Source organism: Caballeronia sp. ATUFL_F2_KS9A, assembly GCF_023630765.1.
Taxonomy (GTDB): Bacteria; Pseudomonadota; Gammaproteobacteria; order Burkholderiales; family Burkholderiaceae; genus Caballeronia; species Caballeronia zhejiangensis.
The window spans coordinates 39573-57413 of record NZ_JALQEK010000020.1 but is presented as its reverse complement, the minus strand read 5'-3'; the positions used below and the strand labels follow the sequence as shown (position 1 = coordinate 57413).

The following is a 17841-nucleotide window of genomic DNA, read 5'->3' as shown; positions in this document are numbered from 1 at the left end:
GACGGCTCAGGCGTCGGCGTGCGCGGCGCGGACTTCGATGCCCGCATCCGCCAGCGCGCCGCGAATGCGCCGCGCGAATTCGAGCGCGTGCGCGCCGTCGCCGTGCAGGCAGATCGTCTGCGCGTTGAGCGGCACCCATTCGCCGGACACGGCCTGCACCCGCTGATCGCGCACCATCGCGAGCGTGCGGTCGAGCACGACGTTTTCGTCATCGAGCAGCGCGCCCGGCTCCTTGCGCGGCACGAGCGAGCCGTCCGCGCGATAACCGCGATCGGCGAACACTTCTTCGATGGCGATCAAGCCCGCGCGCCGCGCCGCTTCGATGAACCCGCTGTTCGCGAGACCGAAGACGAGCAGCGACGGATCGAAATCGTGCACGGCGGAGACGATGGCATCGGCGATTTCCGCGCTTCTCGCCGCCTGGTTGTACAGCGCGCCGTGCGGCTTGACGTGCGCGATGCGTCCGCCTTCGGCCTGCGCGATCGCCGAAAGCGCGCCGAGCTGATACAGCACGCCCGCGTAAATTTCCTCCGGCGGCAGGTCCATTTCCTTGCGGCCGAAGTTCTCGGGATCGTTGAAGCTCGGATGCGCGCCGATGGCGACGCCTTTCTCGACGGCCCAGCGCACGCAATCGCGCATCGCCGTGGCGCCGCCCGCATGCCAGCCGCACGCGATGTTCGCGGAACTCACGAGATCGAGCAGCGCCTCATCGGTGCCGCAACCTTCGCCGAGATCGGCATTGAGATCGATTTCCATGATGTTTTCGCACTCGTTCCGTTGGATGTTGGATGTATGCGCCGCGTCGTTCGCGCGGCTTTCGCCCTGCTGCTAAGAGCCGGCGCGCGCGATGCGTTCCTCGTGCATCGCGATCGCCGTTTCCACCTGGCTTACGTATTGCCGTTCGTCGGCGAGCGCGTGACGCGCCTCTTCCGCCGACGTCTCGATAAAGCGCACGCCGCCGTTCAACCTCACCTGCGCGAGCTTCCACAAATCAGCCTTGATGACCGCGCCGATCTTCGGATAGCCGCCCGTGGTCTGCGCGTCGCCCATCAGGATGATCGGCTGGCCGTTCGGCGGCACCTGGATCGTGCCGGGCAACACCGCGTGCGACAGCAGCTCGATCTTTTCGCGCCGCTCCAGCGCCGTGCCCGCGAGGCGAAAGCCCATGCGATTGCTGTTCGGCGTGATCGTCCATTCCTCGTTCCAGAAAACCTGTTGCGCGGCGTCGCTGAAACTCGCGTATTCCGGGCCGCGCAGCACGCGAATCGGGGCGGCCCACGCGAGGCTCGGCGAATGGCGTCCGCGGCGCACGGGTTCGTCGACGAGCACGAACTTGCACCACGCGGGCGCTTTCACGCCGAACGCGGGTTCTTCCGGCGAAAACGCGATGCCCTTGTGCGGCTGCGGCACGCCGACCGGCAGGCGATCGCCGTCGCGCAGCGCGCGTCCGCCGAGGCCGCCGAAGCACGCGCCGAGATCGGTCGAGCGCGAGCCGAGCATCGGCAGAACGTCGATGCCGCCTGCGATCGCCACATAACAACGCATGCCGCGCTTCGCCGCGCGCAGCGTCAGCTCCTGGCCCGCGCGCACCGGCAGGCTCCACCACGAATACACCGGTTCGTCGTCGAGCGTCGCGCCGAAATCGGTTCCAGTGATGGCAATGCGCGTCGCATGCTTGAAGCGCAGCACGGTCGGCCCGAACGTGATCTCGATGCCCGCCGCATCCGCCTTGTTACCGACGATGCGATTGCCGATTTCCAGCGACAGCGCGTCGAGCGCGCCACCGGAACTCACGCCGAGATGCCGGTAGCCGCGCCGGCCGAGATCCTGGACGGAAGTGAGCACGCCCGCGCGAATCACGTCGATCATGCGCGTACCTCCAGCGCCTTGAAGCGCACGCGGTCGCCGGGCTGCATGAGCGTCGGCGGATTTCTGGCCGGATCGAAGAGCTTCAGCTCCGTGCGCCCGAGCAATTGCCAGCCGCCCGGCGACGCCGCCGGATAGATGCCCGTCTGCGCCCCGCCGATGCCGACCGATCCCGCCGGCACTTCGAGACGCGGTTCGGCGCGGCGCGGCATCGCGAGCGCGGGATCGAGCCCGCCGAGATACGCGAAGCCCGGCTGGAAGCCGAGGAAGAACACGACGTACTCGGTTTGCGTATGACGCTTCACCACGTCATCGACGGACAAGCCCGTGTGCTGCGCGAGCGCGGCGAGATCGGGGCCGTCGGCGCCGCCGTAGCGCACCGGAATCTCGATTTCGGCGCTGTCCATGTCGGGCGTCTCGGCCGCGTCCCAGCCGCTTTCGAGTTGCGCGGCGAGCGTTTCGTAGTCCGCTTCGAGCGGATCGAACACGATCGTCAGATTGTTCATGCCCGGCACCACTTCGACGACGTGCGGCATCAGGCGCGCGTGCTCCGCCAGCGCCCAGATGCGGCGCTGGCAGTCGAGCGTGGCGGGCGGCGCGGCTTCGCACACGAGCGCGGAGTCGCCCAGCGAATGAATACGTGGTCTTGTCATGCCTCAATTTGCCTTTGCGATGCGCGAAATTCGTCGATTCGATGAACGCCGCACCGTCGCAGAATGTTACATTGTCAATAAATTATCAAGAAATTATCAATACAGGTTTTCGCCGAGGCGCGCCGTCGCTCGCAAAATCGACGTTGCGCTACACTCCAACGCACTTCAATTCGGTCACCGCCATGCCGCGCCATCCCACCAAGATCGTTTCGTCCGAGCATCTCGTCTCCGAAGCCAGCGCGGAATTGTCGGAGTTCGAGTACGGCCTCATCATGGCGGGCAACGCGTTCAATCGCTGGATGGTGCGCTGCATGTCCGCGGCGGGCGCGAAGGACATGACGGCGGTGGAAGTGTCGCTGCTGCACCACGTGAGCCATCGCGACCGCAAGAAGAAGCTCGCCGACATCTGCTTCGTGCTGAACATCGAGGACACGCACGTTGCCACGTATGCGCTGAAAAAACTCGTCGCTCGCGGCTATGTGCAGAGCGAGAAATCCGGTAAGGAAGTGTTCTTTTCCGCGACGCCGGCGGGCCGCGAGCTGTGCGGCAAGTATCGCGAAGTGCGCGAAGCCTGCCTGATCGAGACGCTGCGCGAAAGCGGCCTCACCAACGAGCAGATCGGCGAGGCCGCGCAACTGATGCGCAACGCCTCCGGCCTTTACGATACGGCCGCGCGCGCGGCGGCCTCGCTCTAATAGACAGCGGATTCGGTGACGATCGCGTCGAGCGGCATGTCGTGCGTCTCGCGCGGCAAGGTCGCGCACAGACCCGATTGGTACGCGACGCCGATCGTCATCGGCCGCGCGCCGTTAGGCCACGCGGCGAGCGTGCGGTCGTAATAGCCGCCGCCGTAGCCCAGCCGATACCGGTCCGCATCGAAACCGACGCACGGAATCAGCAGCAGTTCGGGCACCACGGCTTTCTCTTCAGCGGGCACCGGAATACGGTAGCGGCCTTCTTTCATCGGCGAGTCGGCGCGCCAGGCGTGGAAGACCATCGGCGCGTGCGGTTTCACGACGACCGGCAGCGCGGCGCTGCGCGTGGCGTCGGCGGCGAGCCAGCGCGTGAGCGCGTCGCGCGCGTCGAATTCGCCCGCGACCGGCCAGTAGAACCCGACGCTGCGCGCTTCGTGCCGCGCGAGCACTTCCTGAAGACGGATCGCGAGCGCCTCGTTTCGTGCGTCCTGGCCGGCTTGCTCCTGTTGCGCCTCGCGCTTCGCGAGAAGGGTCGCGCGCAAGGCGCTTTTCGGCTCACGCTTGGGTTCGTCGCAAACGTTGCGTGCTATGCTTTCCTCCGATCTCAGGACCCGGTTCAAGACCATTCGCGCTCCAGAAATAAAGATGTCAAAACGCCTCAACCGAGTATATCTCGCGGTCGGCGCAGCCCTTGCCGCCGCGACGCTCGTCGCCTGCGGCACGGCCTCCGCCGTCCGTCCCGATGCAGATTTCTCCCCCACGTCCGACGACCGCGTCTTCCTGCAGCTGCGCGATGCCGCGCGCGCGAACGATGCGGGCAAGGCCGCGATGCTCGCCGCCCAGATTCCGGATTACCCGGCGCCGAGCTACATCGAATACTTCACGATCAAGCCGCAGCTTTTCGATTCGCAGGGCCACGCGCGCCTCGACGCGCCCGACGCGCCGGTGCTCTCGTTCCTGCAGCGCTACGACGGCCAGGCGATTGCAGACCGCCTGCGCAACGACTATCTCGTCGTGCTCGGCGGCCGTCACGACTGGAAGAACTTCGAGCAGCAGTATTCCCGTTTCGTTCTCAACGACGACACGCAGGTCAAGTGCTATGCGCTCGAAGCGCGTTTGTCGCGCGGCGAGAACGTCGCGGATGCGGCGCGCGCGCTGCTCGTCGAGCCGAAATGGTATGGCGACGGTTGCGTCGATCTGATCGGCGCGCTCGCGGCGTCCGGCCAGTTCACGAGCGACGATGTCTGGCAGCAGATCCGCCTTGCCTACGAGCAGAACTACACGTCGACGGGTTCGAATATCGTCGACGCGCTCGGCCAGGAAAAGCCGAAGGATTCGCTCTTCGACGACGCCGTCAACAAGCCGCCGCTCTATCTCGCGCGCGGCGTGATGCCCAACACGCCGGCGCATCAGCTGACGCTGCTCGCGGTCACGCGCCTCGCCCGCAACGATCCGGCGATGGCCGCCGCCACGTTCAGTTCCGTCGCGCCGAGTCTCACGCCCGCGGAGCGCGCGACCGGCTGGGGCACGATCGGCTATCAGGCGGCGATCAAGCGCATGCCGTCGGCGGCCGACTGGTATCGGCTGTCGGCGAACGCGCAATTGTCCAACCCGGCGTACGAATGGCGCACGCGCAGCGCGCTCCTCATCGGCGACTGGAACATGGTGCGTTGGTCCATCGAACAGATGCCGCCCACACTGCGCGCGCAGCCGTCGTGGGTCTACTGGCACGCGCGCGCCGTGAAGCAGGCCGGCGATACGGCCACGGCGAATCAGGAATTCCAGAGCATCGCCGATCAATACAACTTCTACGGCCAGCTCGCGCTCGAAGAGCTCGGTCAGAAGATCACGGTGCCGCCGCGCACCACGGTGTCCGACGCCGAGATCGAGCAGATGCAATCGGTGCCGGGCTTCGCGCTGTCGCAGCGTTTCTACGCGCTGAACATGCGGCTCGAAGGCAACCGCGAATGGAACTGGCCGCTGCGCACGATGACGGATCGTCAACTGCTCGCCGCCGCGCAGTATGCGAAGCGCATCGAGATGTTCGACCGCACGGTCAACACCGCCGACAAGACGAAAGCCGAGCACGATTTCACGCTGCGCTATCTGTCGCCGTTCCGCGATATCGTCGAGCGCGACGCGAAGGACACCAATCTCGACATCGAATGGGCGTACGGGCTGATCCGTCAGGAATCGCGTTTCATCATCAACGCGCGGTCGGAAGTCGGCGCGGGCGGCCTGATGCAACTGATGCCGGGCACGGCGCAACTCGTCGCGAAGAAGATCGGTCTCGGCACGGTGTCGCGCGCGCAGATGAACGACATCAACACCAATATCCTGCTCGGCACGAATTACCTGTCGATGATCTACAATCAATTCGATAACTCGCCCGTGCTCGCGACCGCTGGCTACAACGCGGGGCCGGGCCGGCCGAAGCAGTGGCGTCAGGACTTGCGCGCACCCGTCGAGGGCGCGGTTTTTGCTGAAACGATCCCTTTCACCGAGACTCGCGATTACGTGAAGAACGTGCTGTCGAACACCGTCTATTACGCGGCGCTGTTCGAAGGCCGTCCGCAGTCGTTGAAGGCGCGTCTGGGCTACATCGCACCCTGACCGTCTGAAACGAAGCTTCACGCCCGCGCGTCGAACGACAGGACGCGCGGGCGTTTTCATTTCTGCGCCGGCGTTCTGAACTGAAGCCGCATTCGTCAGGCCGCGACCCAAGAGGCGAACTATGCGACACCAACATATAGCGTTGATCGGCGGTTCGGGATTCATCGGCAGCCATCTCGTCAATGCGCTCGTCGATCTCGGCAAGAACGTGCGCGTCGCGACGCGACGGCGCTCGAACGCCGCGCATCTCACGCTGTTGCCCGTCGATGTCATCGAGACCGATGTGCACGATCCCGTGCAACTCGCCGCGTTCATCGATCAGAGCGATGCCGTGATCAATCTCGTCGGCATTCTTCAGGGACGGCGCGACGATCCGTACGGGCCGGAGTTCGCGAAAGCGCATGTCGAACTGCCGCGCAAGATCGCCGCCGCGTGCGAGGCGAAGGGCGTGCGGCGTCTGTTGCATATGAGCGCGATCGGCGCCGATCCGGCGGGCCCGAGCATGTATCTGCGTTCGAAGGGCGACGGCGAAAAGATCGTCCGAGAATCCGGACTCGACTGGACGGTCTTTCGCAGTTCCGTCGTGTTCGGTCCGGAGGACAATCTGCTGAATCAGTTTGCGTTTCTGGAACGCATGTTCCCGGTGATTCCGCTCGCTTGTGCCGATGCGCAGTTTCAGCCGGTCTTCGTCGGCGACGTGGCGAAGGCGATGGTCAACGTGCTCGATCTCGACGCCGCCAATGGCCATGTCTACGAGCTCGCCGGGCCGAGCGTCTACACGCTCGCGGAACTGGTGCGTTTCGCGGGCGCGACCATCGGCAAGCATTCGCGCATCATCAAGCTGCCGGAGAGCCTCGGCCGCCTGCAGGCGATGACGATGGAAATGGCGCCCGGCCAGCCCGTCATCTCGCGCGACAATCTCGATTCGATGAAGACGCCGAGCATCGCGAGCGGGCCGCTTGCGCCGGAACTGGGCATCGACGAGCCGGCGAGCATCGAGACCATCGCGCCGCTGTATCTGAGCGGCAACTCGCCGCGCTCGCGCTTCAACGGATATCGCGCAACCGCGCATCGTTAATCTTCTTTTTGTGATCGCATGAAACTCGTTATCGGTGACAAGTTCAATTCTTCCTGGTCGATGCGCCCGTGGGTGCTGCTCAAACATTTCGGCATCCCGTTCGAAGAGACGCTGATCCGCCTCGGCCAGCCCGACACGAAAGCGAAGATTCTCGAAGTGTCGCCGTCCGGCAAGGTGCCGTGCCTCATCACCGATGCGGGCGATTCCGTGTGGGAGTCGCTCGCGATCGTCGAAACGATCGCCGAGGCGCATCCCGAACACGCGATGTGGCCACGCGATGCGGCTCTCCGCGCGCGCGCCCGCAGCATCAGCGCGGAAATGCACGCGGGTTTCGCGGACTTGCGCGAGAACATGCCGATGGAAATCACGACGCGCGCGCCGGGCGCGGGCGCGACGCCGGGCGCGCTCGCGAACATCGCGCGCATCGAGGCGATCTGGGCGGAGTGCCTGGCGAAATCGGGCGGGCCGTTTTTGTTCGGCGAGTTCGGTATCGCGGACGCGATGTTCGCGCCGGTCGTCATGCGCTTCAACACCTACGCGCCTGAACTGAGCGCGACGTCGCTCGATTATGCGAAGCGCGTGACGGCGCTGCCCGCGGTCGCGGCGTGGATCGACGGCGCGCGCGAGGAAGCGCGATGAACATCTACGCAGTCGGCGGCGCGATCCGCGACGAATTACTCGGCGTGCCGGTGGTGGATCGCGATTATGTCGTCGTCGGCGCGACGCCGGAGCAGATGGTGGCGCAGGGTTATCGGCCGGTCGGCAAGGACTTTCCGGTGTTTTTGCATCCGCAGACGCACGAGGAATACGCGCTCGCGCGCACGGAGCGCAAGACGGCGGCGGGTTATCACGGCTTCCAGTTCTACTATTCGCCGGATGTGACGCTCGAGGAAGATCTCGCGCGCCGCGATCTCACGATCAACGCGATGGCGCGCGAAGTCACGCCGGCGGGCGAGCTGACCGGTCCGGTGATCGATCCGTTCGACGGGCAGAGCGATCTGAAGAACAAGTTGTTCAGGCATGTCGGCGATGCGTTCATCGAGGATCCGGTGCGTATTCTGCGACTCGCGCGTTTTGCGGCGCGTTTCGCGGATTTCGATGTCGCGCCCGAAACCGCCGAGCTGATGAAGCGGATGGTCGCGGCGGGCGAAGTCGATGCGCTCGTCGCCGAGCGTGTGTGGCAGGAAGTGTCGCGCGGGCTGATGGAAAAGAAGCCGTCGCGCATGTTCGACGTGCTGCGCGGATGCGGCGCGCTCGCGCGGATTCTGCCGGAGGTGGATGCGTTGTGGGGCGTGCCGCAGCGCGCGGACTATCACCCGGAAGTGGATACCGGCGTGCACGTGATGATGGTGCTCGACTACGCGGCGTCGCAGGGATTCGCATTGCCGGTGCGCTTCGCGGCGCTGACGCACGATCTTGGCAAGGCGACGACGCCGGAACATGTTTTGCCGCGGCATATCGGCCATGAGGGACGCAGCGTCGACCTCTTGCGGCCTTTGTGCGAGCGCTTGCGCGTGCCGAACGAATGCCGCGATCTGGCGATGCTCGTCGCGCGTGAGCACGGGAATATTCATCGCGTGATGGAGATGGGCGCGGCGGCGCTCGTCAGGCTGTTCGAGCGATCGGATGCGATACGCAAGCCTGCGCGGTTTGCTGAAGCGCTACAGGCTTGTGTCGCGGATGCGCGTGGGCGGCTTGGGTTGGAGCAGCAGGCTTATCCGCAGGCTGAGCGTTTGCGGGAGGCGTTGGTTGCGGCTCGTGCGGTCGATGCCGGGGCCGTTGCGCAGGCGTTTGCTTCTAATCCTTCCAAGATCAAGGATGCCGTGCATGATGCGCGGGTCGCGGCGGTGAAAGGCGCTTTGGGGGTTTGACGGCTTCTTGTTTTGCTTTGTTTTGTTTTGTTTTGCTTTGTCCTGCGGTTCGTTAGTTTTTTTGTTTTCGCCGGATCCCGTGTTCGTGTCGGTCTATTAGCGTTGCCCCTGTGCGGGGCGGCACCTACTTTCTTTGCTGCTGCAAAGAAAGTAGGCAAAGAAAGCAGCTCTTCAGGCCCGCGGTCACACGCAATTTGGGTAGTTCTCTCGTCACAGGCGGCACTCGCCTAAAGAGTGCCCTCATCACAATAACCGGGCTTGGATCGCGCACGGTCCGCCGCCCGAAACCGTTGAGAACGCTGGTTCAGCTCGAAAGAGCTTCGGCACAGCGCTACGCGCTGCCGCCCGGTATGCAAGGGAAACCAACGTGCGGCAAGTGCAGCGAGATTAAGACGTTAGTAGCGAAGCACACGCAGACCCGATTCACCGGTCGGCCGCGAAGCGGGCCGGAGCTGTTTGGTGCTGAACCAGTTTGGTGTGTGGTGCGAGGTGGCAGACCGTGCGCGAGCCAAGCCCGATGGGGCCTATGAGGGCACTCGTTAGGCAGCCCACGATGGACGAGAGGACTACCCAAATTGCGTGTGACCGCGGGCGTGTCAGTAGCTGCTTTCTTTGCTTACTTTCTTTGCAGCAGCAAAGAAAGTGAGTGCCGCCCCGCACAGGGGCAGTGCTAATAGACCGACGCGAAAACGGGATCCGGCGAAAACGAAAGCAGAAGCAAAAGCAAAAGCAAAAAACCCTCAAAGCGCCCGCGCAATCAACGACAACAAAACCGACAACAGCAGCGTCGACATAAAGGGAAACGAATATTCCCGCCCAAATATCCGCAGCGTGAAATCTCCGGGAAGCCTCCCGATGCCGATCTTCTTGAGCCACGGCAGCGACCCCGAAAGAATCGCGAGCGCGATAAACGTAGTGAGCAGCCAGCGGATCATGATCGCTTACTCATAGCGTATGAGACCGATCGCCGGCCGAAAACGCATCCAGCATTCCGGGAATGCCGCGCGAAAACGCGATCACCTTGAACAACTCGCCCATTTCCGCCTCCGAAAGCAGCTTCTGCACGGCATTCGCAGCAGGCAAAAAGCGCTTCACATCAGCGGGATCGAGATCGCTGAGCACATCGGTGATGCCGGCATTCATCAGAAACCGCGCCTGCGACGTAAATCCGAGCAAATCCGCACCCGCTTCGACGCCTGCTTCCGCGATGCCCGTAAACTCGACATGCGCCGTGATGTCCTGCAATCCCGGATACAGAAACGGATCCGAATGCGCGCGATGCCGGTAGTGACACATCAGCGTGCCCGCCGCGCGCTGCGCGTGATAGAACTCGCGTCGCGGAAAACCATAGTCGATGAAAAATGCCGCACCGCGCACAAGCATCGTGCAGACGGTCTTCGTGAACGCGAGCGCGGCCTCGTGCGTCTCCGTCACATATTCGGCAAAAGGCTCGTCGTTGGCTTCATCGATGGCGGCATCGATCAGTTCGACCTGCGCGTCCGGCGCGATCGGCCGGTCATCGAAGGCAAAGCGGTCGTTCAGCGCCACGACGCCACGCTCGTGCCACGCGCCGAGCTTGCGCACGACCAGACGCACAGGCATCGCGTCGAGCACTTCGTTGCCGATCACGACGCCCTCGAACGCATCGGGCAGCGCGTCGAGCCATTTCACCTTCGCGGCGAGCGCCGGCGCGTCCTTCTCGATGGTCTCGCGCTGACGTTCGCGCAACTCGCCCGAAAGATCGACGATCGTGTAGCTGTCGAAGGCCACATCGAGTTCGGCGAGCGCGTTCATCAAGCCCGCCGCGAGCCTGCCGGTGCCCGCGCCGAATTCCATCAATTGCCGAGTGTCGCTCTGTAGCAACGCCTGCGCGACGGGCCGCGCGAGCGTCGTCGCGAAAAGCGGGGACAGTTCCGGCGCGGTGACGAAATCGCTGCCGTCTTCCGCGCGGCGGCCGAATTTCATTGCTCCGCCGCCGTAATAGCCGAGGCCGGGCGCGTACAGCGCGAGGTCCATATAGCGGTCGAACGGCAACCAGCCGCCCGCCGCGACAATGCGCCCGCGGATCAGGTCGGTGAGCGCTTCGGACTGCGCGAGCGCGTCGGCGCCCGGAGCAGGTAAACTATCGGATTGTCTGGCATTCGGATTCATCCCAGTATTGTAAATGAGCGCTTCCACGCCGTTTTCTTCCGTCAACACGTCGTCATCCGGTTCCGTTTCGCGTGCGCGCGCCGTGCTCGTGACCGGCGCGGCGAAACGCATCGGGCGCGGCGTCGCGCTCGAATTCGCGCGGCAAGGCTGGGATGTGGCCGTGCATTACGGCCACTCGGCGCATGAAGCGCGCGAAACCGTCGCGGATATCGAGTCGCTCGGGCGCCGCGCGGTTGCACTGAAAGCGGATCTCGCCGTCGAGGCCGAGGTAGAACGGCTCGTGCCGGCGTGCGCCGAAGCGTTCGGCGGTCTGAACTGCGTGGTGAACTGCGCGTCGCGTTTCGACGAAGATACGGCCATCGACTTCGGCTACGCGAAGCTGCTCGAGATGACCGCCGTCAACGTCGCGGCGCCGCTCACGCTCGCGCGCATGCTGCACGAGATCACGCCCGAGGCCGCAACCGTCGATGACGCGCAACGCGGCGTCGTCATCAACGTGCTGGATCAGAAGCTGTACAACATGAACCCGGACTACCTGTCGTACACGCTGACGAAGGCGGCGCTCGAAAACGCCACCATCGCGCTCGCGCAGGCGCTGGGTCCGAAACTGCGCGTCGTCGGCCTCGCGCCCGGTCTGACGCTGATTTCCGCCGGCCAGACGCCCGCGTCGTTCGAGACGGCGCATCGCGTGACGCCGCTCAACCGCGCATCGACGGTCGACGACGTCGCGCAGGCCGCGTGTTATCTCGCGAACGCGCACGGCGTGACCGGCACGACGCTCGTCGTCGACGGCGGCCAGCATCTCGTGCCGAGTCCGCGCGACGTCATGTACATGATCGGCGCGCAAAAGTCCTGAAACGCGCCACTGAATATTGGAACCAACATGCTTGCCGCACTTTCGCATCCCCGGCTGACCGATTGCCGGCGGCTTTTTCTGCGTAACTACGAAGTTCGCATCAACATCGGTGTGCATGACTTCGAAAAGCGCGGCGAGCAACGTGTCGTCATCAACGTCGAGCTGTACGTGCCGCTCGCGCTGTCGACGCCCGTCGCCGACAAGCTCGCCGAAGTCGTCGACTACGATTTCATGCGCTCGACCATCGCCGAGCGCGTGAAGCGCGGACACATCCATTTGCAGGAAACGCTGTGCGACGACGTCGCGGCCGCGCTGCTCGCGCATCCGAACGTGCGCGCCGTGGCCGTGTCGACGGAAAAGCCCGACGTCTATCCCGATTGCGACGCGGTCGGCGTCGAAGTCTTCCGCATCAAAGAGGAACGAGCATGAACGCGCGCGACACGATCGAAGCCGCAGCCGAAACCGCAGAAGCGCAAAAGCCGGTGCGCGAGGCGCTGACGAAGCGCCAGCAAAAGGAAGCGTACGAGAACAACAAGCTGTTCAAGCGCATCGCGCGCCAGGTCGGCGAGGCGATCGGCGACTTCAACATGATCGAGGAAGGCGACAAGGTCATGGTGTGCCTGTCCGGCGGCAAGGACAGCTACGCGATGCTCGACATCCTCATGCGCCTGCGCGAGCGCGCGCCGATCAACTTCGAGATCGTCGCCGTCAATCTCGATCAGAAGCAGCCGGGCTTTCCGGAACACGTGCTGCCGGAATATCTGAGCAAGCTCGACATTCCGTTTCATATCGAGAATCAGGACACGTACAGCATCGTCAAGCGGCTCGTGCCGGAAGGCAAGACGACATGTTCGCTCTGCTCGCGACTGCGCCGGGGCATTTTGTATCGAGTCGCGGGCGAGCTCGGCGCGACGAAGATCGCGCTCGGACATCATCGCGACGACATCCTGCAGACGCTGCTGCTCAACCTGTTCTACGGCGGCAAGCTGAAGGGCATGCCGCCCAAGCTGCAATCCGATGACGGCAAGAACATCGTCATTCGTCCGCTCGCGTACGTGAAGGAAGTCGATCTCGAAAAATACGCCGAACTGCGCGAATTCCCGATCATTCCGTGCAATCTGTGCGGCAGCCAGCCGAATCTGAAGCGCGCGGAAATGAAGGCGCTGGTCCGAGAATGGGACAAGCGTTTTCCGGGGCGCGTGGAAAACATGTTCAACGCGCTGTCGAACGTGGTGCCGTCGCATCTGATGGACAGCAAACTTTTCCCGTTCGCCGGATTGCGCGCGACGGGCGAGGCCGATCCGCAAGGCGATATCGCGTTCGACGAGGAACCGTGTGCGACCGAACCGTCAGGAACGTCCGGCACGGTTTCAATTGTGCAGTTCGACGACCTGTAACCTTTATCCAATAAGGCGCAGCGTGGGTTTCGCCGCATTGCGCCAAAGAGCCGCGTGATAAATTGGCGGCTCGTCATACCAGCAAGGCTTTCAGCGATGAACATCGTGATTCTGGCTGCCGGCATGGGCAAGCGCATGCGCTCCGCCCTGCCGAAAGTGCTTCATCCATTGGCGGGCAAACCGCTGCTCGCGCACGTCATCGATACGGCGCGCACGCTGTCGCCGACGCGGCTCGTCGTCGTCGTCGGACATGGCGCGGACAAGGTTCGCGAGGCCGTCGGCGCGCCGGACGTCCAGTTCGCTCTGCAGGACAAACAACTCGGCACGGGACACGCCGTGCAGCAGGCGCTGCCGCTGCTCGATCCATCGGTTCCGACGCTCGTGCTGTACGGCGACGTGCCGCTCACGCGTGCGAGCACGCTCGAACGTCTGATCGCCGCCGCGGGCGCGGAGCGCTACGGCGTCCTGACCGTGAACGTGGGCGATCCGACGGGCTACGGGCGCATCGTGCGCGACGCCGCCGGCAAGGTGAAGAAGATCGTCGAGCAAAAGGATGCGAGCGAGGAGGAACGGCGCATCGCGGAAATCAATACGGGGATCGTCATCACGCCGACGCGCACGCTCGAATCGTGGCTCGCGTCGCTGAAGAACAACAACGCGCAGGGCGAGTTCTATCTGACGGACGTCGTCGAGCGCGCGATCGAAGCGGGCGTCGAAGTCGTCACCGCGCAGCCGGACGCCGAATGGGAAACGCTCGGCGTGAATAGCAAGATCCAGCTCGCGGAGCTGGAGCGCATCCATCAGCGCAACGTCGCGAACGCGCTGCTCGATGCGGGCGTGACGCTGATGGACCCGGCGCGCATCGACGTGCGCGGCACGCTCGAATGCGGCGCGGATGTGTCGATCGACGTGAATTGCGTCTTCGAAGGACGCGTGACGCTCGCCGACAACGTGACGATCGGCCCGAACTGCGTGATCCGCGACGCGACCATCGGCGCGGGCACGCGAATCGATGCGTACACGCACATCGAAGGCGGCAAGACGGGCGCGAACGTCGTGCTCGGTCCGTACGCGCGGCTGCGTCCGGGCGCGACGCTCGGCGATGAAGCGCATGTCGGCAACTTCGTCGAAGTGAAGAACGCGGTGTTCGGGCGCGGCTCGAAGGCGAACCATCTCAGCTATATCGGCGATTCGGATGTCGGCGCGCGCGTGAACATCGGCGCGGGCACCATCACCTGTAATTACGACGGCGCGAACAAGCATCGCACGGTGATCGAGGACGACGTGTTCGTCGGCTCGGATACGCAACTGGTCGCGCCGGTGCGCGTGGGCCGCGGCGTGACGATCGCGGCCGGCACGACAGTATGGAAGGACGTTGGCGAAGGCGAGCTGGTGCTCAATGAGAAGTCGCAAGTGAGCAAGACGGGCTACGTGCGCCCGGTCAAGAAGAAGTCGTAAGGCTGTACGTCAGATTCAGCCCAACGCGCGCGGCGCATCGTGCATCGCGCTTTCGAATGCAAGTCTCAGAGGAAGAACGTCCATGTGCGGAATTGTCGGCGCGGTAGCGCAACGTAACATCGTCTCGGTGCTGGTCGAAGGTCTGCGCCGGCTCGAATATCGCGGCTACGACTCGTGCGGCGTGGCCGTTCTGAGCAACGGCGAGCCGCGCCGCGCGCGCAGCGTCGCGCGCGTATCCGATCTCGACGCGCAAGTGCGCGAGACGAACCTCGGCGGCATGACCGGCATCGCGCACACGCGCTGGGCCACGCACGGCGCGCCCGTCACCGACAACGCGCATCCGATCTTCTCGCGCGATACCGTCGCGCTCGTGCACAACGGCATCATCGAGAACTACGAGTCGCTGCGCGAAATGCTGAAGGGCAAGGGCTACGAGTTCGTGTCGCAGACCGACACCGAAGTCATCGCGCATCTGATTCACAGCATGTATCGCGGCGATCTCTTTCAAACCGTGCGCGAGGCCGTGAAGCAACTGCACGGCGCGTATGCGATCGCGGTGATGCACCGGAATCAGCCGCATACGGTCGTCGGCGCGCGTCAGGGTTCGCCGCTCGTCGTCGGCGTGGGCGAGGGCGAAAACTTCCTGGCTTCCGATGCGCTCGCGCTCGCCGGCAGCACGGACCGCTTCGCGTTCCTCGAAGAAGGCGATGTTGTCGAGATCGGTCTCGAAGGCGTGAAGATCGTCGATCGCGAAGGTGTACCCGCCGAGCGCGAAGTGCGCGTGGTGACGGCGTACGGCGGCGCGGTCGAGCTCGGGCCGTATCGCCATTTCATGCAAAAGGAAATCTTCGAGCAGCCGCGCGCGATCACCGACACGATTCCGCAAGCCGACGAGTTCAGCCCGAGCCTCTTCGGTGAAGCGGCGCGCGACGCGTTCTCGCAGGTCGACAGCATTCTCATTCTCGCGTGCGGCACGAGCTACTACTCGGGCGTGACGGCGAAATACTGGCTCGAATCGATCGCGAAGATTCCGACGCAGGTCGAGATCGCGAGCGAATATCGTTATCGCGAATCGGTGCCGAATCCAAAGGCGCTGGTCGTCGTGATTTCGCAATCGGGCGAAACCGCCGACACGCTCGCCGCGCTCAAGCACGCGCAGTCGCTCGGCCACAAGCACACGCTCGCCGTGTGCAACGTCGCGACGAGCGCGATGGTGCGCCAGACCGAACTCGCATTCCTGACGCACGCGGGCACCGAAATCGGCGTGGCATCGACGAAGGCGTTCACGACGCAGCTCGTCGGTCTCTTCGTGCTCGCGGTGACGCTCGCGAAGATGCGCGGTCACGTCGACGCGAAGCGCGAAGCGGCGTACTTCACGCAACTGCGCCACTTGCCGGCTGCGCTGAACAGCGTGCTCGCGCTGGAGCCGCAGATCATCGCGTGGTCGGAAGAGTTCGCGCGCAAGGAGAATGCGCTGTTCCTCGGCCGCGGCCTGCATTATCCGATCGCACTCGAAGGCGCGTTGAAGCTCAAGGAAATTTCGTACATCCACGCTGAAGCGTATCCGGCGGGCGAGCTGAAGCACGGGCCGCTCGCGCTCGTCACCGAGGCGATGCCGGTCGTGACCGTCGCGCCGAACGACGCGCTGCTCGAAAAGCTGAAGTCGAACATGCAGGAAGTGCGCGCGCGCGGCGGCGAACTGTACGTGTTCGCGGATGCCGATACGCGCATCGTCAGCGAGGACGGCATCCATGTGATCCGCATGCCGGAGCATTACGGCGCGTTGTCGCCGATCCTGCACGTCGTGCCGCTGCAGTTGCTCGCGTATCACACGGCGTGTGCGCGCGGGACGGATGTCGACAAGCCGCGCAATCTGGCTAAGTCGGTGACGGTGGAATAAGGTCGGTTGATCGGCTGAAAAAGAATAAAGAGGTCCGCGCATGTCGCGGACCTTTTTCATTTTCACGCGCCGATCACCCATCCGCCGATCGCGGTCAGCGCCACGACGATCACCGGAGACACGCGCCCCACGACGAGCAAACCGAACGCGGCCAACGCCAGCGCGACATCCGCACGCGAATGCACGGCGCTCGTCCAGACCGGGTCGTACAGCGCCGCGCCGAGAATGCCGACGACCGCCGCGTTCACGCCGCCCATCGCGCGCTGTATCGCGTCCCGCTGACGCAACGTCTCCCAGAACGGCAGTGCGCCGAGCACGAGCAGGAACGCGGGCAGGAACATGGCGACGAGCATCGCGAAACCGCCGATCCATCCGCCGAGCGGCGCGGGCATCACCGCGCCCAGAAACGCGGCGAAGGTAAAGAGCGGCCCCGGCACGGCTTGGGCCGCGCCATATCCGGCGAGAAAAACATCGTTGGGCACCCATCCGTTCGGCACGACGCTCGCCTGAAGCAGCGGCAACACGACGTGCCCGCCGCCGAAAACGAGCGAGCCCGACCGGTAAAACACCGACGCCATCGCGAGCCAGTTCGCGCCGGTCCAACCGGCGACGCCCGGCAGCAAAGCGAGCAGCACGAAAAAAACCGCGAGCAGCATCGCGCCCTGCGTTCTGCCGATGCCATATCGCCGATGCTTCGCCGACGCCAGATGCGTCAGCGTCAACATCCGCCAGCCGATGATTCCGCCGAACGCGATGGCGCCCAATTGCCCGGCGGCCGACGGCACGGTCAGCGCGATCAACGCGGCGGCCACGGCGATGCCGGCCCGCAACCGGTCCGGACACAGCGACGTCTTCATGCCCCACACCGCTTGCGCGACGATGGCGACCGCCGCGAGCTTGAGACCGTGCACGATTCCGGAGTGAATCAGCTGCGCCGAGTGCGCCAGGCCGAGGGCGAAGAGAATCAGCGCAATCGCGGACGGCAACGTGAAGCCGGTCCATGCCGCCAGCGCGCCGATCCATCCCGCGCGCGCGAAGCCGATCGCGATTCCGACCTGGCTGCTCGCCGGCCCCGGAAGGAACTGACATAGCGCGACGAGATCGGTGAAGCTCGTGTCGTCGAGCCATTTCCGGCGTTCGACGAATTCAGCGCGAAAGTAGCCGATGTGCGCGACCGGTCCGCCGAACGATGTCAGGCCGAGTTTGAGAAACGTCGCGAACACTTCGAACGGCGTTCCGCGCGCGGACTTCGGTTCATGCAAAGCCATCGTCCTGTGGACAACCTTGTTGGCACATCGTCGCG

Annotated in this window: 17 protein-coding genes; 10 read left to right on the top strand and 7 right to left on the bottom strand. The window is 64.4% G+C overall.

Going from position 1 to position 17841, the window contains the following annotated elements; genetic code table 11:
- Positions 1 to 6: 6 nt before the first annotated feature.
- From pxpA to pxpB, 3 genes are all read right to left on the bottom strand, one after another.
- Positions 7 to 756: a 5-oxoprolinase subunit PxpA gene (gene pxpA, locus NCS67_RS12340; protein ID WP_008352625.1), complete on the bottom strand. Its 750-nt coding sequence runs from the start codon at positions 754 to 756 to the stop codon at positions 7 to 9.
- A gap of 72 nt (positions 757 to 828) precedes the next feature.
- Entirely contained in the window at positions 829 to 1869 is a 1041-nt protein-coding gene (locus tag NCS67_RS12335) for a 5-oxoprolinase subunit C family protein (RefSeq protein WP_008352628.1), read from the bottom strand.
- Entirely contained in the window at positions 1866 to 2519 is a 654-nt protein-coding gene (pxpB, locus tag NCS67_RS12330) for a 5-oxoprolinase subunit PxpB (protein ID WP_008352630.1), read from the bottom strand. The genes NCS67_RS12335 and pxpB overlap by 4 nt, the downstream gene beginning before the upstream one ends.
- A gap of 182 nt (positions 2520 to 2701) precedes the next feature.
- On the opposite strand from pxpB, the gene NCS67_RS12325 reads away from it, so the two are divergent.
- Entirely contained in the window at positions 2702 to 3214 is a 513-nt protein-coding gene (locus NCS67_RS12325) for a winged helix DNA-binding protein (RefSeq protein ID WP_008352632.1), read from the top strand.
- Here the strand turns inward: NCS67_RS12325 and NCS67_RS12320 are convergent.
- Positions 3211 to 3840 carry a 5-formyltetrahydrofolate cyclo-ligase gene (locus NCS67_RS12320; protein WP_250435305.1) on the bottom strand — a complete coding sequence of 210 codons (630 nt, stop codon included), beginning with the start codon at positions 3838 to 3840 and terminating at the stop codon, positions 3211 to 3213. The genes NCS67_RS12325 and NCS67_RS12320 overlap by 4 nt on opposite strands.
- Before the next feature lie 19 nt (positions 3841 to 3859).
- On the opposite strand from NCS67_RS12320, the gene NCS67_RS12315 reads away from it, so the two are divergent.
- The 4 genes from NCS67_RS12315 to NCS67_RS12300 all read left to right on the top strand — a co-directional run bounded on the left by NCS67_RS12315 (position 3860) and on the right by NCS67_RS12300 (position 8776).
- Positions 3860 to 5827, top strand: a complete 1968-nt coding sequence (locus NCS67_RS12315) for a lytic transglycosylase domain-containing protein (RefSeq protein WP_250435304.1) — start codon at positions 3860 to 3862, stop codon at positions 5825 to 5827.
- A gap of 121 nt (positions 5828 to 5948) precedes the next feature.
- Complete coding sequence (locus NCS67_RS12310) at positions 5949 to 6905, top strand: complex I NDUFA9 subunit family protein (RefSeq protein ID WP_008352635.1); 957 nt, start codon at positions 5949 to 5951, stop codon at positions 6903 to 6905.
- An 18-nt stretch (positions 6906 to 6923) separates the two neighbouring features.
- Positions 6924 to 7544 (top strand): glutathione S-transferase family protein, encoded by a 621-nt coding sequence (locus tag NCS67_RS12305; protein WP_008352636.1) that lies wholly within the window; start codon positions 6924 to 6926, stop codon positions 7542 to 7544.
- Positions 7541 to 8776, top strand: a complete 1236-nt coding sequence (locus NCS67_RS12300) for a multifunctional CCA addition/repair protein (RefSeq protein WP_008352637.1) — start codon at positions 7541 to 7543, stop codon at positions 8774 to 8776. Before NCS67_RS12305 ends, NCS67_RS12300 begins: the two co-directional genes overlap by 4 nt.
- A 740-nt stretch (positions 8777 to 9516) precedes the next feature.
- Here the strand turns inward: NCS67_RS12300 and NCS67_RS12295 are convergent.
- On the bottom strand, positions 9517 to 9711 hold the full coding sequence (locus NCS67_RS12295) for a DUF2905 domain-containing protein (protein ID WP_008352638.1): 195 nt from the start codon (positions 9709 to 9711) through the stop codon (positions 9517 to 9519).
- Positions 9712 to 9721: 10 nt separating this feature from the next.
- A complete protein-coding gene (locus NCS67_RS12290) occupies positions 9722 to 10927 on the bottom strand; it encodes a class I SAM-dependent methyltransferase (protein WP_250435302.1) in 1206 nt (401 codons plus the stop codon).
- 13 nt (positions 10928 to 10940) lie between these two features.
- Here NCS67_RS12290 and NCS67_RS12285 point away from each other — a divergent pair, with 13 nt between their 5' ends.
- From NCS67_RS12285 to glmS, 5 genes are all read left to right on the top strand, one after another.
- Positions 10941 to 11783, top strand: a complete 843-nt coding sequence (locus tag NCS67_RS12285) for an SDR family oxidoreductase (RefSeq protein WP_250435300.1) — start codon at positions 10941 to 10943, stop codon at positions 11781 to 11783.
- A gap of 27 nt (positions 11784 to 11810) precedes the next feature.
- Positions 11811 to 12212 carry a dihydroneopterin aldolase gene (locus tag NCS67_RS12280; protein WP_008352641.1) on the top strand — a complete coding sequence of 134 codons (402 nt, stop codon included), beginning with the start codon at positions 11811 to 11813 and terminating at the stop codon, positions 12210 to 12212.
- A complete protein-coding gene (gene ttcA / locus NCS67_RS12275; RefSeq protein ID WP_175979612.1) occupies positions 12209 to 13180 on the top strand; it encodes a tRNA 2-thiocytidine(32) synthetase TtcA in 972 nt (323 codons plus the stop codon). Before NCS67_RS12280 ends, ttcA begins: the two co-directional genes overlap by 4 nt.
- Before the next feature lie 96 nt (positions 13181 to 13276).
- Complete coding sequence (gene glmU / locus NCS67_RS12270; RefSeq protein WP_008352645.1) at positions 13277 to 14638, top strand: bifunctional UDP-N-acetylglucosamine diphosphorylase/glucosamine-1-phosphate N-acetyltransferase GlmU; 1362 nt, start codon at positions 13277 to 13279, stop codon at positions 14636 to 14638.
- Positions 14639 to 14720: 82 nt separating this feature from the next.
- The gene (glmS, locus tag NCS67_RS12265) at positions 14721 to 16538 is read left to right on the top strand and encodes a glutamine--fructose-6-phosphate transaminase (isomerizing) (protein ID WP_034473249.1); all 1818 of its coding nucleotides are present in this window, start codon (positions 14721 to 14723) and stop codon (positions 16536 to 16538) included.
- Between the two features lie 62 nt (positions 16539 to 16600).
- Here the strand turns inward: glmS and chrA are convergent, their stop codons facing one another.
- Complete coding sequence (chrA, locus tag NCS67_RS12260; protein ID WP_175979610.1) at positions 16601 to 17806, bottom strand: chromate efflux transporter; 1206 nt, start codon at positions 17804 to 17806, stop codon at positions 16601 to 16603.
- Between the last annotated feature and the right edge of the window lie 35 nt (positions 17807 to 17841).